This window comes from Halosimplex yunnanense (assembly GCF_054504345.1).
The window spans coordinates 66,448-91,105 of record NZ_JBTJEL010000027.1 but is presented as its reverse complement, the minus strand read 5'-3'; the positions used below and the strand labels follow the sequence as shown (position 1 = coordinate 91,105).

Genomic DNA, 24,658 nt, shown 5'->3' with positions numbered 1-24,658 from the left:
CACGCGTCTTGTAAGCCTACGGGTGCCACGGCCGAATCGCAGTCCCCCGTATGCGTCGGCTCTCCGACGGCTACAGGGACCCGAGTTTGTCGAAGAAGTCGTCGAAGATCAGGTCGCGACGGGCGTCTCGCCCGACGCGTATCAGGTGTCGACTGGAGTCGCGCCCGTACCGCAGGTCCGCGGAGAGCCACGGGCTGTGGACCAGATCGGTCGGCACCCACTCGTGTTCAAGGAGGTACGCCACCGGCGCCATATCCCAGATCGGTTTCGACCACGCCCCCGACGCGTCGCGGCGGCTTCGACACTCGGCGACTCGCTCCAGCAGGAACTGGCTCACCGGCCCGCCGTCCCCGAGGTGCGCCTCCAGTTCGGGGATCGTCGTCCGGACGTGCTCGGCGACGTTCTTGCACGGGATCAGGACGAGCGGGACGCCGCTGTCGAAGAGGACCCGCGAGGCGCGGAGGTCCTGCAGGAGGTTGAACTCGCGTGCGGTGTGCCACGACAGGGGGTGGCCGCCGAGCCACACGACGACGACGCCGTCGGCGATCTCCGGCGCCCGCTCGATGGCCGAGGCGACGTTCGTCGGTGCGCCGATGGAGATCACGTAGAGCGGGTCGTCACCGCCGCGGTCCCGCGCCCGCTCGACGAGGTCGGCCGACGCCTCGGTTTCGACCGGACCGTCGGCGTCCGCCATGTACTCCGCCCCGCCCCGGAGTGGGAGTTCGTCCGCGTCGGGCCGGTCGAGAAGTTCGAGGAGCCGCCGTATCTCCTCGTAGCTCTTTTCCATCCCGTCGCCCGGACCGGTCGAGTTGTCGTTATGGAAGGGCGCGGCGTACACCTTCTCGACGTCGATCCGGTCCGACAGGAGCGCGTAGACGAGGGCGAACTGGTCGTCGATCTCGTTGTACGCGTCCGTGTCGAGCACGACGTCGACCGGGCCGTCCGGCGGTTCGAGTCGAGCGACCCGTTCGGCCTCCGATAGCCGTGTGTCCGTCTCAGTCGGTGCCGTGTAGACCATTGGTGTATCGGCCGCGCCGACGGTGTTGAATGTACCGGCGATCGACTGTCCGAGGACGGTCCACACCGAGCGCCGCCAGTTCGACGGCCGCACACCGCCCACAGCGCTGTGGCCGGTGTTGCTCCGCATCCACAGGTCGATGTGCGGACGCCCGGCCGCCCCCACAGTTTTGTGAGAGACCCCGGTAGCATCGGCGATGACGACGCCGCTCCTCATCGATACGGACCCGGGCTGTGACGACGCGATCGCAATCTTGCTCGCGCTCGAACACTCCGAACTGGAGGTCGTCGGGCTGAGTACCGTCTTCGGGAACGCGCCGACCGACGCGACGACGCGGAACGCCCGGTCCGTGCTCGAACTGTTCGACCGGACCGAGGTCCCCGTCGCGGCTGGGGCGGACGAGCCGCTCCTGGTTCCGCTCGACACCGCAGAACACATCCACGGTCCGGGCGGGATCAGGGGGGACGTGCCGGAACCGACGGAGGCGACGGCGCCCGTCGACGCCCACGCCGCGCAGTTCATCGTCGACCAGGCCCGACACCACGAGGGGGAACTCACCCTCGCCGCCGTCGGCCGCCTCACCAACGTCGCGCTGGCGCTGGCGCTCGAACCCGATCTGCCCGACCTCCTCGACGAGATGGTTATCATGGGCGGATCCGCCTTCGTCGGAGGCAACGTCACGCCGCTGGCGTCGGCGAACTTCTACGGCGACCCCCACGCGGCCCGCCGCGTCGTCCGGGACACCGAACCCGCAATCGTCCCGCTGGACGCGACCCGGTATTCCACGCTGCCGGCCGACTGGATCGAATCGCTCTCGCGGGGAGACCCGAGGAGCGACGCCGTCTACGAGTGGACGACCTACTACTCCGAGGACGACCTCGACCGCTACGGCATCGAGACCGCCGCCATCCACGACGCGCTTGCGATCGCCGGGCTGGTCGACGAGGACGTCCTCGACTTCGATCCGCACTACGTCGAGGTCGGCGCCGACGACGGGCTGGCCCAGGGCGCGCTGGCCTGTGATATCCAGGAAACGACGGGTAACGACCCCAACGCGTCCGTCGCGCTCGACGCCGACGGCGATCTGTACCGCGACATCGTCACAGCGACCCTCGATCGGGTGCTCCCGTAGCGTCGAACCGCCCGCTAGCGGACGTTCTACCCGGTTTCACCCGCCGAGCGGATCGCCGTGGCGATCGATGGCTTCGGGTTCGGTGTATTCCTCGCGATGGCGGTAGCAGCGGCTCGTGCGACCCTCGCCGACCGCGTGTTGCGCCGGCGCCTCGGACTCGCAGACGCCGCCGAAGGCCTCGTCCAGCACCTCGCGGGCGGCACCGGTCTCGCCGTCCGCCGCGAGATCGACCGCGCGATCGACGGGATCCGCGACCGCAGGCGGCAGATCGGCGTCGAATAGTTCGTTCCTGACGTCCCGCAACGCCGTCGACTCCTCGCCAAGGCCGATAGCGTCAGCGAGTCGCTCGACGAGTGATGGACCGGCACGGTCGCGCTCGCGGACGACCTCCCGGAACTCCTCGACGCGGTCGAGCAGTTCGGGATCGACATCCTCGAACTCCTCGGGTCGGATCGCGAACGGGCACCGCGTCGAGAAGACGCAACCGCTGGGCGGATCCCGGGGGTTCGGCGGCGTCCCCCGGAGTGTGATCCTGTCGAGGTCCTCGTCGGGGTCGGGCCGGGGGATCGCCGACAGGAGCGACCGGGTGTACGGGTTCGCGGGCGAGTCGAACAGCTGATCGGTGGGGCTGACCTCCATCAGCTTCCCGAGGTACATGACGCCGACCCGGTCGCAGACGTGCCGGACGACGCTCAGGTCGTGGGCGATCAGCAGGTACGTCAGGTCGAACTCCTCCTGAAGATCCATCAGGAGGTTGAGGATCTTCGCTTGCACGCTCACGTCGAGCGCCGACACAGGCTCGTCGAGGACGACGAACTCGGGTTCGAGCGCGAGCGCACGGGCGATACCGATGCGCTGGCGCTGGCCGCCGGAGAACTGGTGGGGGTAGCGGTAATAGTGCTCCGGCTGGAGGCCGACGCGGTCGAGGAGCGCGGTCACGCGCTCGCGGCGCTCGGCCTCCGTCCCCTGGTCGTAGATGTCCAGCGGTTCCCGCACGATCTCGCCGACCGTCATCCGCTCGTTGATGCTCGACGTCGGGTTCTGGTAGACGATCTGGGCGTTCCGACGCCACTGCTTGAGCTCACGCCCGTCGAGGGACGTGACGTCCGTCCCGTCGACGGTCACGTTCCCGGCGGTCACGTCCTCGAGCTGGAGGATGCTCCGACCGAGCGTGGTCTTCCCACAGCCGCTCTCGCCCACCAGTCCGAACGTCTCACCGCGCTGGATCTCGAATGAGACGCCGTCGACGGCCTTGACGGGCCTCCCGCCGAATAGCCGGTCGCTCTCGTAGTAGATTCGCAGTCCCTCGACGGAGACAAGCGGGTCGCTCGCCGTCCCCGCGGCCTCGGCGGGCTCGGTATCGGTTCGGACATCCGCGCGTGAGTCGCTCATTCGTTCACCCCCGGACCGCCGGGAGCGGCCCCGTCGTCGGACGACTGCGGCCGGTCCGTCCCGTCGTGTCGCCGGATCCGCTCGTCGGCTGGCAGGGAGTCGGGATACAGCAAGCACGCGGCCGTGTGATCGGCCTCGGTCGCCGGCCGGTCCTGGTCGTCCCCCACCGGCACGTGCTCGGGATGGACCGCCCCGCACTCCGCGGTGGCTTCGGGGCACCGGGGCGCGAACCGACAGGACGACGCCCGTTCGTTCGGCGTGGGGACGCTCCCCTCCATCGTCGGGAGCCGCGACAGGTCGTCGGCCAGCCCGGGGACGCTCCGCAGGAGGCCCTGCGTGTAGGGGTGTTTCGGGTCGTCGAAGATCCGACCGGCCGGGGCGCGTTCGACCACCTCGCCGGCGTACATCACGGCGACCGAGTCCGCTATCTGGGCGATGACCCCGATGTCGTGCGTGATGAAGGCGATCGACAGGTCACGCTCGCGCTGGAGGCGCGCCAGCAGCTCGAGGACCTGCGCCTGGATGGTCACGTCCAGCGCCGTCGTCGGCTCGTCGCAGATGAGTACCGACGGATCACAGGCCAGCGCGAGCGCGATGACGGCCCGCTGTTGCATCCCGCCGGAGAACTCGTGGGGGTACTCGTCGAGGCGTCGTTCCGGGTCGGGAATGCCGACGTTCCGGAGCAGTTCCTCGGCCGTCTCGGTCGCCTCCCTACCGGAGAGACCCCGGTGGATCTTCAGCAGTTCCTCGATCTGGTTCCCGATGGTGTAGACCGGGTCGAGGCTAGAGAGGGCGTTCTGCGAGACCATCGCGATTTCGCTGCCCCGAACCTGGCGGACGACCGATTCGGGTGCGGCCACCAAGTCGACCGCCCCCTCCTCGACGACGGCGTCGTCCCCCAGTCGCTTTCCCTCCGTGACCGCCACGAACGTCCCGTCTGGCGGGTCTTCGGCGTCCTCGGCGTCGTCAGCCCAGAAGGTGCGGTCCCGGTGCTTGCGCGCCATCCGCTGGACGAACGCCGGGTCGTGATAGCGGATCCGGCTGTCCGTGTGGATCCGCCCCGGGTCGTCGACGAGTCCCAAGATCGACCGCGCCGTGACGCTCTTGCCCGAGCCGCTCTCGCCGACAATTCCCAGCGTCTCACGGGGTTCCATCGAGACGGAGACGCCGTCGACGGCCCTGACGAGTTCCCGGTCGGTCCGGAACGTCGTCCGGAGGTCGTGGACGGAGAGAATGGGGTCGCTCACACGCCACCCCCTCGGGCCTCGGTCTCGCCGGTGGACCCGGTTCCCTGGTCAGCCTTGGGGTCGACCGCGTCGCGGAGCGCGTCGCCCAGCGCGTTGAACCCCATGACGACGAGCGTTATCATGACGCCCGGGAGCAGGGAGATGTGCCAGGAGTGGGAGGCGACGTACTCGCGGCCGAGGCTGACGGCGCGGCCCCACTCCGGCGTTGGCTCGGTGATTCCGAACCCGAGGAACGAGAGGCCGGCGACGGCGAGGATGACCCCGCCCAGCACCATCGAGCTGTAGATCAGGACGTAGCCGACGAGGTACGGGAGCATGTGCAGTCGCATGATCCCCGTCGGGGACTGCCCGTAGCTGCGCGCGGCGTCGACCCACTCCTCCTCGGCGACCTGGAGCGTCGGCCCGCGGAACGACCGCCACAGGAACGGCCACCCCGTGGCGGCGAGCGCCAGCCCCAGCAGGATGCCGCCGTTGTAGAGTCCGGATAGCCAGGTGTCCGAGAGGATCACGATCAGCAGGATCAACATCAGCAACCGGGGGACGCCCATGATCGTGTCGCCGGTGACGACCAGCACGAGGTCGACGACGCCGCGGTAGTACGCCGACAGCAGCGAGAAAGCGGTCGCGAACACGGTGCTCGCGCCGACGCTCAGCAGACCGATCACGAGCGAGACGCGAGCGCCGTAGGTGAGGAACGTCCACAGGTCCTTCCCGTTGGTCAGCGTGCCGGCGGGGTGGAACCGGTCGAACCGGTCGTAGCTCATCGGCCCGACGTTCGAGTCGGCGTACCCCTCCGACTGGGTCTGGAGGTTTGCCTCACCCACGAGGATCGACTGGACCGACCCCGAGGCCGAGTCGTAGTACTCGATCGAGTGCGAAAAGGGCGCGTAGAGGTTCTGTTCTGCGGTCGTCGTCGCTAGCGACGGCGCGAACAGCGCCATCGTCAGGAACAGGAACGTGATCACCATGCCGAACTGTCCCCAGCGGTGCGAACGTAACCGCCGGACGACGTCGTCACGGGGCGTCCAGTCGACGCGCCGGTAGTGCTCGCGAAACCAGCGGTAACCGAGCCAGACCCAGCCCAGGCAGGCCGCGGCGTACCCGTAGACGACGAGCACGCGCAGCGCCCACGCGTAGGCGGGCGAGAGCCCCATGAAGGTTCCCTGCCACGTGCCGTCGGCCGCCCGGTACCCGCGGTTGGGAATCGTCTCGCGCGAGGTGAGCGCCGGCAGGGACTCGACGGCCCGGAGGCCGCGCCCGACCCACTCTCCGAGGACCAGCAGTACGTCGCCGATGCCGACAAACAGGGCGATTCCTCCAGTCACACCGAGCGCCGCGCCGAACGCCGCGCCGTCGAGGAGCCGCCGACCGCGGACCGCGAACCGGTCGGTCAGGCGGCCGACCGCGGTCATCCCGGTCCACGTCGCGACGGCGAGGCCGACCGCGAAGAGGCCGAATCCGAGCAGGCCGACGGTGACGGCCGCGCCCGCTCCGCCGCCGGCCACCGCGGTCGACGTCACGTTCGCGGCGCCCCCCGCTGCGTCGGCCGAGAGGCCGCCCAGCTGCAGCGCGCCGCTGGCGACGTGGCTGGCTTCGAGCGCGACCAGCACGGTCGCTCCGAGCGCCCACAGCAGTGCGGGACCGGGGGCCTCGCGGAGGCGGGCCGTCAGCGGCCGATCGTCGATCGCGTACGACAGGTCCTCGTGCGCCGGCCCGTCAGTCTCCTCACCGGGCATCGTATCCCACCCGCGGGTCGATGAGCGCGTACAGGAAGTCCTGCAGGATGTTGATCGCGACGACGACGACGATGAAGACGAACACGAGCGCCGTCACCAGCGACATGTCTGCGTTCAGCGCCGCCTGGAAGAACAGCCAGCCGATGCCGTGGATCCCGAACACTACCTCGACGATGACCGACCCGCCGATGAGCAGGAACGCCTCGTTGGTGACCGTCGGCACGAGGGGGACCAGCGAATTCCGCAGGACGTGTTTCCAGACGACGAGTCGCCGCGGAACGCCGTTCGCCCGCGCCGTCTCGACGTAGCCCGAGTTGATCGTCTCGAGGACGGACGTCCGGGCGATCCGGAGTTCGCTACCCATCGACGCAGACCCGAGAACGACCGCGGGCGGCAGGATCTGTTTCGTCGCGGCCAGAAATCCCTCGACGGTGGTGAGGTTCGTAAGATCCGGCGTACCGATGAGCGAGATGTCTGGACCCAGACTAGTCCAGTCGAATCCAAGCATCGATTGAGACTGGGACAGCACGGCCAACAGAATGATCGCCAGCCAGAAGTTCGGCATCGCCCGCCAGACGATCCCGAAACTCGAGACCAGATAGTCGCCTTTCGTGTTCGAGTGCAGCCCTGCGTACACCCCGAGCGGGATGCCAATCAGGATCGGAATCAGCACGGACCACAGGCCCAGCCAGAGCGTCCGCGCGCCGTAGGTTCGCAGGAGTTCGATCGTCGGCGTCCCCTGCGAGACGACCCAGGACTGCCCGAGGTCGAGGGTGAAAAGATCCACCATGTACTTCCGGTAGTGGACCAGAACCGGCTGAGAGAGCCCCAGCTGCTCGCGAATGCGGTAGTACTCCGCGAGCCCCTCCTCGGTGGACGCCGTGCCGACGATCGACGCGGCCGGATCGATCGGGCTGAACCGGAAGACGAGGAACGTGAACGTCCCCCCGAGCAGCAACACCGGTACCGACAGCGCGACCCGCCGGAGAAAGTACCGCCAGCGGCTCATTCCTACCGGCCCCCTGCGGGCGGGCGGTCTTCTATTCCCATTTGTCCAGTCAATCTACGTCCCATGTCCGAAACAACCATATATATCGTTTATCGTTGGCACATCGAATCGTGGTCGCTTGCTTCGTGGTATTATCTCGGATTCCCCGGTCGAACCGCGTGCGCCCGCGTCGGCGTCAGCGGTCGTCCGGAAAGAACGGCGTCGGGTCGCCGTGCTCGAAGGTCCCGACGCGCGTTCCGTCGACCCTGAAGACGTGCGTGTACATCCTCCCGGCGTCCATCGCGGCGCGACGACACGGGCCCAGCCGCTGTCGTTCGAGCGCGCCGGCGAGGAGAATCGCCGCCTCCGTCGGTGGGTCCCTGAGCACCGTCAGGAGGTAGAGGTGCGTGCTCGAACCCGCCCGGTACACGTCGGTCCGCGGGAACCCATCGGTGACGAACGCGTCAGCAAATGCGTCGGCCTCGTCGCCCGGGATCACGTACGCGTATCCGTGCCGGTCAGTGCGGCCCGTCTCGGCAGTGACGGCTGCGGAGTCGCCCGCCGCGACGCTGATCGTCCTCCAGCCGCTCTGCTCGAGATCCGCGGCCATCGCGTCCAGCTCTTCGAGTACCTGCGCCCAGCCGCCGGTCCCCGCCTCGCTCACGGTTGTCCCTCCGTCATCTGTACGCGACCCCCCGTGGCGAGAACAGAACTCTCAGTCCCCAGAACGGGACTGTCGCGGGCCCCCCAGTCGTGAATCGTGGATAGCGGTCGAATCATGGTTCGGCGTAGCGGAGCGGTCACGAGCGATCACCGATCGAGACGTGGTTGAACTTGGTCCGCCGGAGCGGGCCGGTGAACTCGTAGTCCTCGACCCAGTCGTACCAGTACAGCTGGGTCGTGGGGTGCCACAGCGGGATCTGGGCCGCATCTTCCCAGTTGGCGCGTTCCATGGTGAGATACGCCTCGTTGCGGGCCGCCTGAGCCTCGTCGGTCGGGACCCGGTTCTCCAGGTACTGCTCGTTCCAGGCGTCGGCGGCGCGCTGAGCGGCCTCGGTCATACCGTCCTCGCCCTGACCCCACCGTGTCCATGCCGACGGGGTCGGCCGAGAGTACTGCAGGCCGGCGTCGGCCTCGATCCACGAGAGGTCCATGTAGTTCCCGAAGATGTCGATGTTGCCCTCGATCGCCCGGTTCACGAGTGTCGACGACGGGGCGGGCTCGATCGTCAGATCGATGTGAACGGTCTGGGCCAGGTCGCGGACGTAACTCGCGACCGACTCCCACACGGACGCCCGCGTGTCCGATTTGATCTGGAACGTGGTTTCGTACATGTTGTCCTGACTGTAGCCGGCGTCCTCCATGACCTGCCGGGCAGTGGCGATGTCGGACTCGCCGTAGCCGTACGGATACTCTTCGGCGATCCGGTCGTACTCCCCTGACCCGTCGGGGAACGCAACCGGCGGCGTGATGAAATACGCTGGTTCGCCCAGTCCCTTGGTCGCTTCCTCCACGATCGCGTTCTGGTCGATCGCGTACGCCAGCGCCTGTCTCGCTGGTTTTTCGACGTTTAGCGTGTTACACTGCAGGAACTGGGTCTGCGGAAGTGGGGCCTGCCCGTAATTCAACGTCGTCCCGTTGACCGGCCCGTAGGTCCCCAGCGTCCGGTTCTCGCCTTCCTCGGTCTGCTCCAGCAGGCTCGGGTCGAACTGCGAACGGGGGATGTCGAAGATATCGGCGTTCTGTTCGTTCACGGCACGAGTATAGCGAGCGTTGGGATCCTCAACGATTTGCCAGCGAATGCCGTCGACGTTCGCGACCGAGCCGTGGTACTCCTCGAACTGCGAGACGGTGACCTCGTTCCCGCTGCTCCACGATTCGAGCTGGAACGGCCCGGTGCCGGTCGCGTGGTTCGACGCCCACTCGTCGTACTCGTACTCGCCCTCGTACCCCTCGATATCCCCGACGATCCCCTCCGGGATCGGCGCGAAGTTCGGGTCGGCGATCTGTCCGAGTGTCCCGTGGAAGGGCGTCTCGAGGGTCATCTCGACAGTGTGGTCGCCCGTCGCTTCGATCGCCAACGAGTCCGGAACGATCTCACCGTCCTCGGTCTCCTCGTGCGCGACGTTCATGACGCCGTTGACGATGTGGTCGGTGTTGCCACGGTTGTTGTCGGACTCGGCGAGGCGCCGCCACGAGTAGACTACGTCCGCTGCTGTGAGCTCGCTTCCGTCGTGGAACGTGACGCCCTCTTTCAGCGTGAACTCGTAGGTCAGGTAGTCACCGGAGACGGTGTAGTCCGTCGCCAGGTCCCCGACAGCGGGCGTCGTCCCTCCCTCGTAGGTGAACAGCGATTCGTGCGTCTGCCAGATAACCCAGTTATCCCTCGATCCCGTCGCACCGATAGGGTCGAGGGTTCCGATCGGGTTCGTCAGCATCTGAAGCTCGTCACCACCGGGGCCGTCCGTCCCACTACCGGGGCTCGACTCTTCTGTTCCGCCGTCCCCGGTGGGGTCGGTGTCGGCGTCGCCGTCGCCGGTCGATTCGGTGTCGGTCGGGCCGTCCGCCGGGCCACCCGAACAACCTGCGACCGCGGACGTCGCGACTGCTCCGACGCTCGTCAGGAACGTCCGCCTCTCCAGCTCTCTGGGCATACCACCTACCATCGAGAGGGGGCACTTATATCTGTCCGATAATATGATATGCCCCACAATATATCCTGATATAGTACCCATATGACCAAATACATCCAATGAATATATACATCCATCCGATCCTCCGCGATCGAATCGCTCGATTGTGGAAAGGAAGAGGAGGGAGACAATATCGCCGACGCTCCGCAGAGACGCCCGGCCATCGATCTGATCGGGTCGGGCGCTGGACGGCGACTACAGCGGCGACACCGGCTGGTCACGCGAGGCGGTCATCGACAACTGGTCGTGCGACCGCGGCAGCGTTTTCCACGCTGAGACGGAGCCGGGCGTCCGCGACAAGGCCAGTCGCGCCGTCCGTCGTCTCCGATTCCAGCCGGTCGTGGTTCGAGACACCACGGATGCTACAGTACTGGTCGAGTCGGTCAAACCGATCTAACACCATCGCGGTACCCACGTCCTCCATCGCCGTCACACGGTACGGGGAACAACCGTACTGGTCGACAAGCCATTCGGCCTGTCCCGCGAGTTCTGGCCCGTGCCACAGTTCGTCACCGCAGAGGTTCGCACCCATCAGGACTTCGGGCTCAGAGCTGACCGCCTGGCCGCCGTCGCCCAGCACACAGTCCGAACCGGTCGCGAGATCGACCGACTCCGCAAGAGCCCGGATCTCCTCGATCAAACCGTCGTCGAGTTCGTACACGCTGTGGTCGCTGGTGTACGGATTGATGGCGATCGGCCTGTCCTCAGCGTCAGAATCAAAGCGGTACTTGCTGTCCCAGTCGACGACGCTCTCGGTGATAACTACCGACCCGATCGGGATTTGGGGCGGCGCGCCGGCACAGGCGACCGAGAGGACGAGCGCGTCGGTAAGGTCGACCCTGTTGGAGGTCAGCAGGGCCGTCGTCGTCGCTGCGGCGGGGGCTTTTCCGATCCCCGTCGTGATGACGCCGATGCCGCTGTCGGTATACCACAGCGGTGCCGGCGTGCCGTCGATTGCAACTTCGTGGGTGATGTCGTACGCGTCCTCCCACGGCGCGACTTCGCCGTGAGGTCTGTCGCTGTCGTCGAACGCCGGCAGGACGAGCACGTCGAGGTCGACTGTCATACCGCCAGCCATCCCGTTCTCTCAGAAATAGCTTCGGCGTGTGTGGCGGATCGTGCCACGTGTGTGGGGCCGAGTACAGGCGTATTTCTGAGCTGCCCGGGTGTGTGTCCCCGGGACGTTGAAGCCCCCTCGCTCGAAATCCTGTGCCGTCAATGACACGGACCCGTGACGCCGACTACTGGATCGACCGACTTGGACTCGTCGACCACCGCGAGGGCGGCCACTACACGGAGACATACGAGTCTGATGTCGTCATCGACGGCGACGGCCTCCCGGAGCGGTACGACACCGACAGGGCCACCGCCTCTTCGATATACTATCTCCTCAAGGCCGACGAGTTCTCGACGTTTCACCGGATCGACTCCGACGAGCTCTGGCATTTCTACCACGGTGACCCGCTACGGCTGTACGTGCTTGACGAAGACGGCGTGGAGAGCATTCTACTCGGGCGTGACCGATTCCAGGTAGCGATCCCACACGATACCTGGTTCGCCGCGGAGATTGTTTCTGATGGAGCGGGCGAACGCGACTACGGCCATGCGCTCGTGGGTTGCGACGTGACGCCCGCCTTCGACGAAGTGAACTACGAACTCGCAGACGAGGGACTGGCCGAGGAGTACGAATCCCACCGCGATCTAATCGAGCGGCTGACTTGACGGGGACAGCGATATCGAGGCGATGGACCGACCCGACCGGTCGAGTACAGTACCAGCACCCGTTCGCAGGGGAAGTCAGGACGTCAGGTCGTGGTCAGCGTCCGTCGTGTCACGCTCCCACTGTTCATGGTACGCGCGCTGTGCCTCGGATGGTTCGTCTATCGAGACGTCTTCGACCGTGAGTTTCTCGCGAGCGACTTCCCTGTCGATCGCCGCGGGGACTGGATGGAGTCCCGGCGGGAGGTCGATGTCGCCGGCTAGCTCGGCCAATCCACGAGCCATCATCGCGAACGTCGTGTCCATAATCTCGATCGGGTTCCCAGCGCCCTCGGGGGCGGCGAGATTCACAACGCGGCCACCGGTGAGAAGCGTGATCTGTCGACCGTCAGGGAACGTGTAGCGCTCGACGCCTGGCTTCGGGCTGGTGACCGACTCGGCCAGCGCCGAGAGTGCCTCGGTATCGATTTCGATCTGACTGCCAATGCTCGCGAGGACCGTGCCGTCGGACAGTACGTCGACGTGCTCGCGATTGAATACCTGATACCGACCGGTCGCGGTGAGAAGGAAGTCGGCCTCCGGCGCCGCCTCGACGAGTGGTCGCACGTCGTGTCCGTCCGCCAGCGCCTCGAGCGCTTTCCGCGGATCGACTTCGGTGACGAGCGTCCGCGCACCGAGCGACCTGAGTTTCCGGGCGAGTCCGCGACCGCAGTGCCCGTAGCCGACGACGACGGCGACCGAGCCCGCGATCATGGCGTTCGTCAGTGAGGTGAGCGCCGTCAACGAACTCTCCGCGGTGCCGTGGACGTTGTCGAAGTGGTGTTTCATTGGCGTGCTGTTGACGTCGTACACGGGGAACGCGAGCGCGCCCGACTCGTCCATCACGCTGAGTCGCGTGATGCCGCCGGTCGTTTGCTCACAGGCACCGCGGATGCCGGCCGCGACATCCGGTCGTTCCTCGTGGACCATTCCCAGGAGCTGTGCGCCGTCGTCGGCCAGTAGGTCCGGTTCCTGGTCGAGGAGGACACGGCGCGTGTCTGCGAGTTCAGCATCGGTCAGTCCAGGCTCGGCCAGCGGCGTTACGCCAGACCGGCCATCTAGCGAATCGACGACGTCTCCGTGGGTGCTCCCGGGTTCACCGGTCACCAGAACGTCGGCACCGCCCGACGCGAGTACGTCGACGAACAACCCAGTGTGTGGAGTCAAGGGGGCGGAGACCCCGATCTGCAAGCAGTCGAAGGGAGTCTCGTTCTGAAACCGCTGGTCGTAGGCCCGAAGCAACGGCGAGCGTTCACGAACCTGTTCAATCGGGTCTGCGTCGTGCGTCTCGGTCATGTGAATCTGTATCGTGGAGTGTTCGTTTTGGAGTTCGGTACTCGTAGCGGAATGAGGTACCGCCGGGCTGGCACCGCTGATCGCGGGCGGCAACCGGCAGCGGCTGAAGGTGCCTCTTCCCAAGTCGTTAGGACCGGTCAGCGAGCGAGATGTCGTTCAGCGTGGGCCGATTCATCGGCCCGTTGACCTCGTAGTTCTCGACCCAGTCGTACCAGTACACCTGGTCAGTCGGGTGCCACAGCGGCAGTTCGGTCACGTCTTCCCAGTTGGCGCGTTCCATGGTGAGATACGCCTCGTTGCGTGCCGTCTGTGCCTCCTCGGTCGGCTCCCGGTTCTCCTCGTATTTGACCCACGCGTCGGCGGCCTCCACGGCCGCATCGGTCGTGCCGTCTTCGGCCTGGCCCCACCGGGTCCACGTGTATCTGTTCGGGTAGGCGTACTGGAGCGTCGAGTCCGCTTCCATCCACTTCAGCGCGTTGTACGAACAGTAGATGTCGAAGTCGCCGTTGATCGCCCGGTTCGTCAACGTCGATCCCGGTGACGACTCTAGCTCCAGATCGATATGCACGCTTTCCCCCAGATCGCGCAGGTAGTTTGCCACTGCCTCCCACTGGGACGTCTGGGAGTCCGAGGGGTACATGATCGAGGTCTCGTAGGGGTTGTCCGCACTGTAACCGGCCGCTTCCATGAGCTCACGGGCCGCCTGGATGTTCGAACTGTCGTACCCGTACGGGTACTCGCTCTCGGCGATGTCGTGGTAGTTGTCCGGCCCGCCGGGAAACGCCACCGGCGGCGTGATGAAGTACGCCGGCTGCCCCAGCCCCTGTGTCGCCTGTTCGGTCACCACGCGGTGATTAAGTGCGTGAGCGATAGCCCGTCTCGCCGGCTTTTCGACGTTGAGTGTGTGGAATATCAGATACTGCGTCCGGGGGAGGCCCGCCTCGCCGTAGTTGAGCGTCGTCCCGTTGACTGGTCCGTACGTCCCGCTCCGCCTTGCACCCCCGAGATCGTCCTCGATAGATCGATTGCCGGGAGTGAACTGAGACCGCGGTATCGTGAAGATGTCGGCGTTTTGCTCGTTGACGGCGCGAGTGTAGCGAGCGTTCGGATCCTCGACGGTCTGCCAGCGAATGCCGTCGAGATTCGCGACCGACCCGTGGTACTCCTCGAATCGCGATATCGTGACTTCGCTTCCGCGACTCCACGACTCCAGTTGGAAAGGGCCCGTGCCGGTTGCGTGGGTCGATACCCACTCGTCGTACTCGAACTCACCCTCGTACCCCTCGATGTCCCCGACGGCCCCCTCCGGGATCACGGAAAACAGGAGATTCGTGAGATGTCCGAGCGTGCTGTGGAACGGCGTCTCGAGAGTCATTTCTAGCGTGTAGTCGCCCGTCGCTTCGAGTTCCATCGAATCCGGGACGATGGCCCCGTCCTCAGTCTCATCGTGAGCGATGTTCATCACGTTCCCGACGATTTGGTTCTCCGAGTTGCGGTTGTTTTCGGACTCGGCGAGACGCCGCCACGAGTAGACCACGTCCGCTGCTGTGAGCTCGCTTCCATCGTGGAACGTGACGCCCTCTTTCAGCGTGAACTCGTAGGTCAGGTAGTCGTCCGAGACGGTGTAGTCTGTGGCGAGCGCTCCAGTCGCTGGGAGAGTTCCAGCCACGTACGTGAACAGTCGTTCGTGGATCTGCCAGTTTACCCAGGCTTCCCGTTGCCCCGAGATACCGATCGGGTCTAGCGTCGCCATCGGGCCCTGTAGCATCTGGAGTTGCCCGTCGGTGTCCGCCGTCAGGTCGGTCTCTGCATCAGTCGTCCCGGTCGTTTCGCCGTTCGTGTCGGTATGAGTATCGTCGCCTCCGGCAGGATCGGCAGTAGTATCGTCTCCGGTCGGCCTGCCATCCGAACAACCGGCGACCGCAGTCGTCGCGACGGCACCCACACCAGTCAGGAACCGTCGTCGGTCCAAGTCTCTGGCCATAGGCGTCACATCGATAGTTGCTACTTATAGCTGGCCACTAGTACGATATATTTCTCCCCTTGTCCTGTAAGGTGTCTCCTCTGTATAAGGCCTGATACACACGTCTCCAGTGGGGTCATATTGGCGCGGGCGACAACGCGGTGAGTGCGTCCACACGCTCGTGTGGTCAGTGAGTCGAGAGTGGCACACTAGGATGTGACAAATGGCGTCGATTGCGAGATATTTTGGCTATTAGAAACAGTTATGGGCGTCGTTCGTGGATACCGGTCCAGGAACGCTGCCTATGTCTGAACAAACTTTCCTCCAGATGGAGAGGATCCTGAAGGAGTTTCCGGGAGTGGTAGCGAACGACCGTGTCGACCTTTCGGTCGAGCGCGGCGAGATACACGGCTTGCTCGGTGAGAACGGCGCCGGTAAAAGTACGCTGATGAAGATTCTCTACGGGCTCTACTCCCAGGATGACGGCGATATCTATCTCGACGGTGAGCGGCTTGATCTTACCTCGCCACAGGACGCGATCGACGCCGGCATCGGGATGGTTCACCAGCACTTCATGCTAACTCCGCGATTGACCGTCGCCGAGAACGTCGTACTGGGGGAACGCGAGCCCGCGGCGATGTTCCGGGAGGACACCGATGAGGGGAGCTGGGTTCCCGAGTCCCTGCGGTCGAACAAACTCGTGCAGACGCTGGCTGGGCAGCTCTCTCTCGGGCTCGAGGTTCCCGAGAAACGGATCCAGGGTCTGGCCGACCGGTACGGGTTCGACATCGACGTCGGCGCGAAGATCTGGGAACTCGACGTGGGCCAGCAACAGCGCGTCGAGATACTCAAAGCCCTCTACCGGGACGTGGATCTGCTCATCCTCGACGAACCGACGGCAGTCCTCACCCCGACCGAGGCCGAGCGGCTCTTCGAATCGCTGGAACGGCTCACCGACGAGGGCCTCTCGATCATCTTCATCACGCACAAGCTCACGGAGGTCGAGTCGATCGTCGACCGGGTGACGGTCCTTCGCAAGGGCGAAAACGTCGGGACGGTCGACGTGTCTGCGGTGACTCGATCAGATCTCGCCGAGATGATGGTCGGTCGGGAAGTATTGTTCGAGCTCGACAGGGAACCGGCTGAACTGGGTGAACCGGTCCTCCGGGCTCACGGCCTCGAAGCCGAGGACGACCGGGGGATCGAAGCCCTCTCGGGCATCGACCTGACAGTTCATCAGGGTGAGGTGGTTGGGATCGCGGGTGTGAGCGGGAACGGACAGAAGGAACTGGCCGAAGTCCTGGCCGGCCTGCGCGAGTTGACGGCGGGGGAGCTAGTTGTCGACGGCGCCGACGTCACAGGAGCCGAACCCAGAGCGTTCGTCGAGAGCGGCGTCTCGTTCGTTCCCGAGGATCGTCTCCGCTATGGGTGCGGCGCGGACCTCTCTGTGATGCACAACGCCGCGATGAAGGATTTCCGCGACGACCAGTACGGCAGCGGGGCCGTCCTCGACTACGAAGAACTCCGCGCACACGCCGAGGCGCTGGTCGAGGCGTTCGATGTCCGCGGGGTCCACGACGTCGCCGAGACAGAGGCCGGCGAACTCTCCGGCGGGAACCTCCAGAAGCTAATCCTCGCGCGCGAGATACACCGTGACCCGGACCTGCTCGTCGCGAACCAGCCAACCCGGGGCGTCGACGTCGGGGCCATCGAGTACATCAGGGAGACGCTCCTCGACCAGCGGACGGAGGGCACGGGTATCGTGCTCCTCTCGGAAGACCTCGACGAGATATTCGACCTGAGCGACCGTGTCCTCGTCATCTACGAGGGCGAAATCGTCCACGAGACCACGCCCGAACAAGCAGACCGGGAACAGGTCGGTCTGGAGATGACTGGCGGTGGGGAAGCTGATCGCGGTGGGTCGGCCGCAGCGACCGCCGGGCAAGGACCCGAACGGGGGAGTGAGGCGCAATGAACGTGGAGGTCGACGTGGCGGCCCGTGAGAACGTCCCGCTGTGGTTAGCGTACGCGGCGCCGCTTTTCACCATTCTGGCTGCGCTCACCGTAAGTGCGATCGCACTAGTCGCGCTCGGTGTCGACCCGGGCGCGGCGTACTGGACGATGTTCGTCGACACACTCACCAGCGAATTTGGCGTCACGGAGACACTCGTCAAGTCAGTGCCGTTGATCCTCACCGGACTGGCGGTGTATCTACCGCTGAAGGCAGGGCTGTTCAACATCGGCGCCGAAGGGCAACTCGTCGTCGGCGCACTCGCCGGGACGTGGGTCGGCATCAGCCTCTCGCTCCCCGGCGTCGCGCTGGTTCCCCTCATGTTCGCCGCAGCGGTCGTCGCTGGCGGGATCTGGGCGGGGATCCCGGCGTGGCTGCGTGCGACGTGGAACGTCAACGAGATCATCACGTCGCTACTGCTGACGTTCGTCGCCCTCGAGATCCAGAGTTACCTCCTACGTGGGCCGATGCAGGGCGGACTGGGTAACTTCCCGCAGTCCGACCGGTTCTCCGACGCCGCGACGATCCCAGAACTGTTCGCCGGCGTCCACGCCGGCCTGCTCGTCGCGGTTCTCGCGGTCGTGGCGACCTACGTCCTGTTGCGCAAGTCTCGGCTCGGCTTCGAGATCACCTTCGTCGGGTCGAACGACGAAGCCGCCCGGCAGGCTGGGATGAGCACGTACAAGGTGTACATGCTGGTGTTCGTGATCGGTGGCGCGCTCGCGGCGATGGGCGGTGTCAGCGAGATCGCCGGCGTACAGGGTCGACATCGCGCCGGGTTCGAACCCGGGTACGGCTTCACCGCGATCCCGATCGCCCTGCTCGGCCGCAACAGCGCGTTCAAGGTGCTGCTCGCCGGCCTGTTCTTTGCCGTCCTATTCGTCGGCGGGTCGAGCATGGAGGTCGCGTTCGGCGTACCCGCCGCGCTGGTGGAGATCATCCAGGCGCTCGTCATCCTCTTTCTGATCACCGCGGAGTTCTTCAAGAACTACCGCGTCAGTCTGGACTTCGGCGGCGAACCGAGCGGGGCCGCGGTCGAACCCCGGGGAGGTGAGGCCTGATGGTCTCCTTCCTCGCCGGCCTGCTCGACGCAACGGTCCAGGCGGCGACCGTGCTCCTGCTGGCCGGCCTTGGGGAGCTCATCAGCGAGCGGGCAGGCGTACTCAACCTCGGGGTCGAGGGAATGATGCTGGTCGGCGCGCTCGGCGGGTTCGTCACCACCGTCGTCACCGGGAGCTACTGGCTCGGGTTCGGCGTCGGGATCGTCCTCGGGATGGCCCTCGCGCTGGTACACGCGTTCCTCTGTATCACCCTCAAATCCAATCAGGTGATCAGTGGCGTCATGCTGACGCTGCTCGGTACCGGACTCACGTCGTTTTTCGGGTCAGGCTGGGTCGAGGAGTCGATCGATGGCTTCCCGCAGATGACGTTCCCGCTGGTGGGCCAGTACCTCGTCGGAATCCCCGTCGTCGGCGAGGCCTTCTTCCGGAGCACGGCGACGGACTACATCGCACTCGCGCTCGTCGCCGTCGTGTGGTACTTCCTGTACCGCTCGAACATCGGGCTGGAGCTGATCTCGGTCGGTGAGGACCCCGAAATGGCCGACACGATGGGGGTATCGGTATTCAAACTCCGGTATCTCGCCGTCGTCGTCGGCGGTGGGTTCGCCGGCGCGGCCGGCGCGCATCTCTCGCTGTCGTACTCGCAGCTGTGGGTCAACGGGATGACCGCTGGCCGCGGGTGGATTGCCGTCGCGCTGGTCATCTTCGCCCAGTGGCGGCCGAGCCGGATGATCCTCGGCGCGTACCTGTTCGGCCTCCTCGACGCGCTGCAGCTCCGGTCGCAGTCGCTCGACCCCTCGCTCGGGCCCGATACCCCGTTCGCGGGCGCCCTCAATCCCGTCATCGACTTCCTCATGAACCCGCAGATCATGGGGACCTATCCCTACCTGGCGACCATCGCCGTCCTCGCGTACGCCGTCGCACACACCAAAAGCGATCGGATCGCCGTCCCCTCCGCGTTATTGGAGGCGTACAGCCGCGAGACCGATTAATCGGCTCGTCCTCGTCAGAACGGGCCGCCCCCTAATCATTTCTGTCGAAGTCTCGCGGGGTCATGCGACCGAAACAGTGCGGTGGCGAGCGTCAGTCGTCGTCAAGCGCGGAGCGGATCTTTTCGGGAGTGATCGGCATCTCGGTGATGCGAACGCCGACGGCCTCCCTGACGGCGTTGCTCAGCGCGGGCGGAACGGTGTTCGTGGGGACCTCTGCCACGGACTTCGCGCCGAACGGTCCCGTCGGCTCGTGGGTCTCGACGAGGATAGATTCGATCGGCGGGGATTCGGTCGCGGTCGGGAAGTCGTACTCGTCGAAGTCCGACACCTCAACGCGGCCCTCGTCGTTGATCGTGACTCCTTCTCGGGTGGCCATCTCGTAGCTCATGTGGTTGCCGCCTTCGACCTGCCCCTCCGCCATGCCGGGGTTGATAGCGACGCCGCAATCAACTGCGACCACTAACTTGTTCACCTCGAACTCGCCGGTCTCCGCGTCGACGGTCACGTCGGCGAACTGTGCGGCGAACGGCGGCGGCGACTCCTCCGTCGAGTGGCTCCCCTGGCCGAGGATGTGCTCGCGCTCCTCGTCACCGTAGACCGCCTCGTAGCCCACCTCCTCGAACGTGACCGACCGGTCGGTCTCCGTGCTGCGCACTTCGCCGTCGGCGGTGACGAGCGCCTCGACCGGTTCGTTGAGGAGTCGCGACCCCCATTCGAGGATGCCCTCCTTGGCGTCCTCGGCCGCCTTCTTGACTGCCGCGCCGCTGATGTAGGTAGTCGAGGACGCGTACGCGCCGTAGTCGAACGGCGTCACGTCGGTATCGGAGGACTCGACGACGATGTCGTCCTCGTCGCAGCCGAGCACCTCCGCGGCGATCTGGATGAACGCGGTGTCGGCACCGGTCCCGATATCGACGCCGCCGACCTTGAGGTGGAAGGATCCGTCCTCGTTCATCATGATCTGGGCGGCGCCGAGCTCGTCGCCAGCGACGCCGGTCCCCTGAGCCGACAGCGCCATGCCGATCCCGCGATGCAGGTGGTCCTCGTCTGGCTGGTCGAGATTGTCCCAGCCGATGGCCGCCTTGCCGCGTTCGACGCACTCGTCGAGCCCGCACGAGCGGATGCGGCGTTCGGCGCCCTCGCCGCCCATCATCCCCGCGATCTCGTCGATGTCGCCGACCTCCATGTAGTGGTCCTGTCGCAGTTCGATCGGGTCGAGATCGAGTTGCCGGGCGACCTCGTCGAGGTGTCCCTCGAGTGCGAGCGTCCCCTGCGGGGCACCGTAGCCACGCATCGCGCCAGTCTGGGGCGTGTTCGTGTGGACGATGTCGGCAGAGAAGTGGACGTTGGGAACCTTCGAGTACAGCGGTAGCGGCTTGCTGCCGACGTTACCGGCGACGGTCATCCCGTGGCTCCCGTAGGCGCCGGTGTTCGAGAGGGCATAGACGTCGAGCGCCCGGATCTCGCCATCCTCGGTGAGGGCGGAGCGGGTACGGAGTTTCATCGGGTGGCGCGAGCGCATGGCGCCGAACTCCTCCTCACGGCTGGCCTCGTAGATGACCGGCCGGTCGGCGGCGAGCGACAGTGCGAGCGGGATGGGCTCGATTACCATCGCCTGTTTGCCGCCGAAGCCGCCGCCAACGCGCGGTTTCTTCACCCGCACGTCGCGGATCGGTACGTCGAAGAGATCGGCGATCTGCCGGCGAGTGTGATTCGGGACCTGCGTGCTCGTCACGACGACGATCCGGTCGTCCTCGTCGGTATAGGCCAGCGACGTGTGTTTCTCCACGTTGGCGTGGGACTGGCGGATCGTCTCCCACTCGGTCTCGTGGACGTGGACGTCGTCGGCCTCCAGCGCTGCCTCGACGTCGCCAACCTCACCCTCGATGCTGGCCATGCGGTTGCGCTCGTAGTCGTGGCCGACGATCTCGTTTTCGACTTCGGTGTCGTCGAACAGCCGCGGCGCCTCCGCGTCGTAGGCCTCCTCGGGGTCGAGCACGAACTCTCTCTCCTCGTACTCGACCTCGATCGCGTCGGCCGCTGCTTCGGCCGTCGCGGCGTCCTTGGCGGCGACCGCGGCGATCGGGTCGCCGACGTAGCGGACGTGCTCGTTGAGGACCTGCATGTCCCACGGGCTCGGTTCGGGGTATGACTGGCCCGCGCTCGTGTACTTCGCGTCCGGGACGGCGTCGGACCACGGCGTGAGAACGGCGTGGACGCCGTCCATCGCCTCCGCGGCCTCCGTCTCGATTTCGGTCACGAAGCCGTGAGGGATCTCGCTGCGGACGACCGCGGCGTGGGCGAGGTCCGGGAACTGTCGCTCGTAGTCGGCGGTGTATTTGGCCTGCCCGGTGACGAGCTTCCGATCGTCGTCTTTCTCCGTCCGCCGGGAGACGCTCGCGCGTTCGTCCGGCGCTTTCCTGTTGTTCTCGGGCTCGTCCCATTCGAGCGGGTGGTCCTCGAACTCCTCGACCTCCCCCGCTGGCGACTGCGAGGTGGAGCCGCCGTCGGGCTTCGCGTCGGGAGCGTCGTCACTCACGGCCATCACCCCTACATGGGTCGTCGCACGAGCGCGACGTCGACACCGCGCCGCCGTCCGTCGCGACCGAGTGGCCGTCCCGGACGCGAGCGGCGGCGTCGAGTACCGCCTCGACCTGTTTCTGGTAGCCGGTACACCGGCAGACCACGTCGTCGATGGCCGCTCGTACCTCCGCTTCCGTCGGGTCCGGGTTGTCGTCGAGCAGCGCCTTCGCCGCCAGTATCATGCCCGGGACACAGAAGCCACACTGGACCGCGAAATTGTCGACGAACGACTGCTGGAGCGGATGGAGGTCGTCCTGCGTGCCGAGCGCCGCGATCGTTTCGATGGTTCGTCCTTCGGCGGCGGTCGCCGTCAAGTCGCAGGCCATCGTCGCTTCGCCGTCGACGAGGACCGTCGACGCGCCGCAGTCGCCGCCGTCGCAGCCGCACTTGACGCCGGTGTACCCGTTGTGTCGGAGCGCGGACGCGAGGTCCTCGTCCTCCCGTGCCTCGATAGTCGTCGATTCGCCGTTGACAGTGGTCGTTACCTCCATAGGTGGCCCTCCACTCGGTCGGATGATCGCATGCGTGTGCGGTGGATCAGGAGTGCACTAATATGTATGGGCTGACCCCCTCAGACCCCAATATCTCGTTGCTGCGTGTCTGTGGCATAGCCACATCCCCCACGTGTGTCGCGACACACCCGTGTGCGACTGTCCCGGCCCGAATCTATTTACCGGCCATTCGTGAAATTCTCCCGTCTCATGAGCGACAGACAGGTCTTCGAGAGAGGCGACCGCGTGGGCATCTACCTGCAGGACAAGCACTCTCTGGAATCGAACGTCGAACTGGTGCAGTACGCCGAACAGCAGGGGATCGACGAAATCTGGCAGGCCGAATCGCGGCTCGCCCGCGACGGCGTGACGCCGCTGGGGGCCTACGCGGCCGTCACCGACGAGATCAAACTCGGGACGGGTGTCATCAACAACTGGACGCGCAACACGGCACTGATCGCCCAGACGATGAGCACGCTGGAGGAACTGGCCGGCCCGGACCGTATCCTCTGCGGCGTCGGCGCCTGGTGGGACCCGCTGGCCGAGAAGGTCGGCATCGACCGCGACGGGGCGCTCCGGGCCATGCGGGAGTGCGTCGAGGTCACACAGGACCTGCTCGACATGGAGAACGTTACGTACGACGGCGAGTTCGTCCAGATGCGCGACGTGGAACTGGACGTCGTCCACGGCGACGCCGGGCCGCGGACCGTCCCCGTGTACGTCGGCGCGACCGGGTTCAAGATGCTGGAGCTGACCGGCCACTTTGCCGACGGCGCCGTGTTGAACTACCTCGTCAGCCCCGAGTACAACCAGAAGGCGCTCGACGCGCTGGAGGAGGGCGCCGAGCGCGGCGGCCGGAGCCTCGAAGACATCGACCGACCGCAGCTCGTCGTCTGCTCGATGGACCACGACGTGGACGTGGCACTCGATAACGCGCGCGAACTCATCACGCAGTACCTCGGCCAGCAACCACACATCATGAAAGCCAGCGGCGTCAGTCAAGACCTCATCGACGAGGTGGGCGAGGCCATCGGCGGCTGGCCGGCCGACAAGGAGGACATCGAGGAGGGGATGGAGCTCATCCCCGACGAGGTCGTCCACAAGCTCACCGCCAGCGGGACGCCCGAACAGTGCCGGGAGAAGGTCCGCGAGTACGCCGAAAACGGCTGTCAGTGCCCCGTCCTCTACCCGCTCGGCGACGACCGAGAACTGATGATCGACGAGTTCGCCGACGGCTACCTCTGAGCCAGGATCGCCGAGGCGTCCCCCGTCCGTTCTTGCGATACGCAGTCTCCCTCCCGAACGCTACCCCAACAGCGCACCGCCGCTCGTGATGACCACGACGCCGAGGACCACGACGACCGCGCCGACGACGACGCCGCGAGTCACGCGTTCGAGGTCGCGCAGGAACAGCGCGGAGAACGCGGCGGTGAACAGCGGCGACGTCGCCGCCAGCGCGTCGACAACCGCTACCCGACCATCCGGCAGTGACAGCGCGGTGAACAGCGCGAGGATCGAAATCGCTGTAAACACTGCGCTCGCTGCAAAATATCGGTACGACTCACGCGACGCCGACCGTACCTGGTTGTCACCCACGACGAGTACGTAGGCGACGAGAACGACGACCGCCGCAGAGGCGTTGATCGTGACGGCCTCGAAGACCGTCGTCTCCGCGACTCCGAGTCCGAACCGCCGCAGGACGTTGCCGACCGCGAAACAGCCCGCGGCCGCGAGCGGGAACAGCAGTTCCGAGGCGTGCCACCCCTCGATGTCGCCGCCGCGCGCAAGCGCGAGGACGGCGAGCCCCGCGACGAGTACCGCGATTCCGACGGCGATCGACGGTGTGATAGACTCACCGAGGAAGCCGGCGGCGAGCAGCGCCGCGAACAGCGGGCGCGTGCTGATGACCGCGCTGTTGACGCTCGCGCCCACGCGGTCGATCCCCGCAAAGACCGAGAGCCTGCCGAGAGCGGTGCCAAGCGCCCCGGCAGCGAGGAACGTCGCCGCCGCGACCGGCGTCAGCCCCGCGAACGCCCGTGGTCCCTGCCGGGCCAGCAGGACCAGCCAGTAAAGCGCGGCGTCGATGCCGACGACGACCAGCGTCGCCTGGAGCGTCGTCCCTCCGGCGGCGAACCCCCGCTTCGACAGCACCGACGAGACGCCCCAGAACACCGCCGGCGTCAGCGCCAGCAGATACACGAGCGCCCGCCCGGTGACAAGCGTCATGTCGGATCGCCCCGGTGTCCACGGTGTCTGCCTTCCACCGATCGATAGCAAGGGCGTGAGGGAGTTGTCGA

Annotated in this window: 19 protein-coding genes; 6 read left to right on the top strand and 13 right to left on the bottom strand. The window is 66.0% G+C overall.

Annotation, left to right across the window (positions count from 1 at the left end; translation table 11 throughout):
- Window positions 1-70: 70 nt before the first annotated feature.
- Window positions 71-1,018: a nucleoside hydrolase gene (locus AB2U09_RS02415; protein ID WP_459191089.1), complete on the bottom strand. Its 948-nt coding sequence runs from the start codon at window positions 1,016-1,018 to the stop codon at window positions 71-73.
- Window positions 1,019-1,214: 196 nt separating this feature from the next.
- Here AB2U09_RS02415 and AB2U09_RS02410 point away from each other — a divergent pair, with 196 nt between their 5' ends.
- Complete coding sequence (locus AB2U09_RS02410; RefSeq protein WP_459191088.1) at window positions 1,215-2,150, top strand: nucleoside hydrolase; 936 nt, start codon at window positions 1,215-1,217, stop codon at window positions 2,148-2,150.
- Between the two features lie 36 nt (window positions 2,151-2,186).
- Here the strand turns inward: AB2U09_RS02410 and AB2U09_RS02405 are convergent, their stop codons facing one another.
- The 7 genes from AB2U09_RS02405 to AB2U09_RS02375 all read right to left on the bottom strand — a co-directional run bounded on the left by AB2U09_RS02405 (window position 2,187) and on the right by AB2U09_RS02375 (window position 11,272).
- Complete coding sequence (locus AB2U09_RS02405; RefSeq protein WP_459191087.1) at window positions 2,187-3,542, bottom strand: ABC transporter ATP-binding protein; 1,356 nt, start codon at window positions 3,540-3,542, stop codon at window positions 2,187-2,189.
- Complete coding sequence (locus tag AB2U09_RS02400) at window positions 3,539-4,789, bottom strand: ABC transporter ATP-binding protein (RefSeq protein WP_459191086.1); 1,251 nt, start codon at window positions 4,787-4,789, stop codon at window positions 3,539-3,541. Before AB2U09_RS02400 ends, AB2U09_RS02405 begins: the two co-directional genes overlap by 4 nt.
- Window positions 4,786-6,525, bottom strand: coding sequence for an ABC transporter permease (locus tag AB2U09_RS02395; RefSeq protein ID WP_459191085.1), 1,740 nt, complete (start codon window positions 6,523-6,525; stop codon window positions 4,786-4,788). The genes AB2U09_RS02400 and AB2U09_RS02395 overlap by 4 nt, the downstream gene beginning before the upstream one ends.
- The gene (locus AB2U09_RS02390; RefSeq protein WP_459191084.1) at window positions 6,515-7,534 is read right to left on the bottom strand and encodes an ABC transporter permease; all 1,020 of its coding nucleotides are present in this window, start codon (window positions 7,532-7,534) and stop codon (window positions 6,515-6,517) included. Before AB2U09_RS02390 ends, AB2U09_RS02395 begins: the two co-directional genes overlap by 11 nt.
- Window positions 7,535-7,709: 175 nt before the next feature.
- Entirely contained in the window at window positions 7,710-8,177 is a 468-nt protein-coding gene (locus AB2U09_RS02385) for a DUF7529 family protein (protein ID WP_459191083.1), read from the bottom strand.
- 136 nt (window positions 8,178-8,313) lie between these two features.
- Complete coding sequence (locus AB2U09_RS02380; protein WP_459191082.1) at window positions 8,314-10,167, bottom strand: ABC transporter substrate-binding protein; 1,854 nt, start codon at window positions 10,165-10,167, stop codon at window positions 8,314-8,316.
- 256 nt (window positions 10,168-10,423) lie between these two features.
- Window positions 10,424-11,272, bottom strand: a complete 849-nt coding sequence (locus AB2U09_RS02375) for a phosphorylase family protein (RefSeq protein WP_459191081.1) — start codon at window positions 11,270-11,272, stop codon at window positions 10,424-10,426.
- Window positions 11,273-11,424: 152 nt separating this feature from the next.
- On the opposite strand from AB2U09_RS02375, the gene AB2U09_RS02370 reads away from it, so the two are divergent.
- A complete protein-coding gene (locus tag AB2U09_RS02370; protein WP_459191080.1) occupies window positions 11,425-11,928 on the top strand; it encodes a cupin domain-containing protein in 504 nt (167 codons plus the stop codon).
- Between the two features lie 75 nt (window positions 11,929-12,003).
- On the opposite strand, the gene AB2U09_RS02365 is transcribed toward AB2U09_RS02370, so the two are convergent.
- Both AB2U09_RS02365 and AB2U09_RS02360 read right to left on the bottom strand, forming a co-directional pair.
- Window positions 12,004-13,353 carry an adenosylhomocysteinase gene (locus tag AB2U09_RS02365; protein WP_459191143.1) on the bottom strand — a complete coding sequence of 450 codons (1,350 nt, stop codon included), beginning with the start codon at window positions 13,351-13,353 and terminating at the stop codon, window positions 12,004-12,006.
- A gap of 34 nt (window positions 13,354-13,387) precedes the next feature.
- A complete protein-coding gene (locus AB2U09_RS02360) occupies window positions 13,388-15,244 on the bottom strand; it encodes an ABC transporter substrate-binding protein (RefSeq protein WP_459191079.1) in 1,857 nt (618 codons plus the stop codon).
- A 283-nt stretch (window positions 15,245-15,527) separates the two neighbouring features.
- On the opposite strand from AB2U09_RS02360, the gene AB2U09_RS02355 reads away from it, so the two are divergent.
- The 3 genes from AB2U09_RS02355 to AB2U09_RS02345 are packed head-to-tail and all read left to right on the top strand — an operon-like array spanning window position 15,528 to window position 19,287.
- Window positions 15,528-17,198: an ABC transporter ATP-binding protein gene (locus AB2U09_RS02355; protein WP_459191078.1), complete on the top strand. Its 1,671-nt coding sequence runs from the start codon at window positions 15,528-15,530 to the stop codon at window positions 17,196-17,198.
- Window positions 17,195-18,295, top strand: coding sequence for an ABC transporter permease (locus tag AB2U09_RS02350; RefSeq protein ID WP_459191077.1), 1,101 nt, complete (start codon window positions 17,195-17,197; stop codon window positions 18,293-18,295). Before AB2U09_RS02355 ends, AB2U09_RS02350 begins: the two co-directional genes overlap by 4 nt.
- Window positions 18,295-19,287 (top strand): ABC transporter permease, encoded by a 993-nt coding sequence (locus AB2U09_RS02345; protein WP_459191076.1) that lies wholly within the window; start codon window positions 18,295-18,297, stop codon window positions 19,285-19,287. The genes AB2U09_RS02350 and AB2U09_RS02345 overlap by 1 nt, the downstream gene beginning before the upstream one ends.
- A gap of 91 nt (window positions 19,288-19,378) precedes the next feature.
- Here AB2U09_RS02345 and AB2U09_RS02340 read toward each other — a convergent pair whose 3' ends face one another.
- Both AB2U09_RS02340 and AB2U09_RS02335 read right to left on the bottom strand, forming a co-directional pair.
- Window positions 19,379-21,832 carry a xanthine dehydrogenase family protein molybdopterin-binding subunit gene (locus AB2U09_RS02340; protein ID WP_459191075.1) on the bottom strand — a complete coding sequence of 818 codons (2,454 nt, stop codon included), beginning with the start codon at window positions 21,830-21,832 and terminating at the stop codon, window positions 19,379-19,381.
- A complete protein-coding gene (locus tag AB2U09_RS02335; RefSeq protein WP_459191074.1) occupies window positions 21,819-22,361 on the bottom strand; it encodes a (2Fe-2S)-binding protein in 543 nt (180 codons plus the stop codon). Before AB2U09_RS02335 ends, AB2U09_RS02340 begins: the two co-directional genes overlap by 14 nt.
- A gap of 210 nt (window positions 22,362-22,571) precedes the next feature.
- Here AB2U09_RS02335 and AB2U09_RS02330 point away from each other — a divergent pair, with 210 nt between their 5' ends.
- Complete coding sequence (locus tag AB2U09_RS02330; RefSeq protein WP_459191073.1) at window positions 22,572-23,606, top strand: LLM class flavin-dependent oxidoreductase; 1,035 nt, start codon at window positions 22,572-22,574, stop codon at window positions 23,604-23,606.
- A 60-nt stretch (window positions 23,607-23,666) separates the two neighbouring features.
- Here the strand turns inward: AB2U09_RS02330 and AB2U09_RS02325 are convergent, their stop codons facing one another.
- Window positions 23,667-24,587 carry an EamA family transporter gene (locus AB2U09_RS02325; RefSeq protein ID WP_459191072.1) on the bottom strand — a complete coding sequence of 307 codons (921 nt, stop codon included), beginning with the start codon at window positions 24,585-24,587 and terminating at the stop codon, window positions 23,667-23,669.
- Window positions 24,588-24,658: the final 71 nt, after the last annotated feature.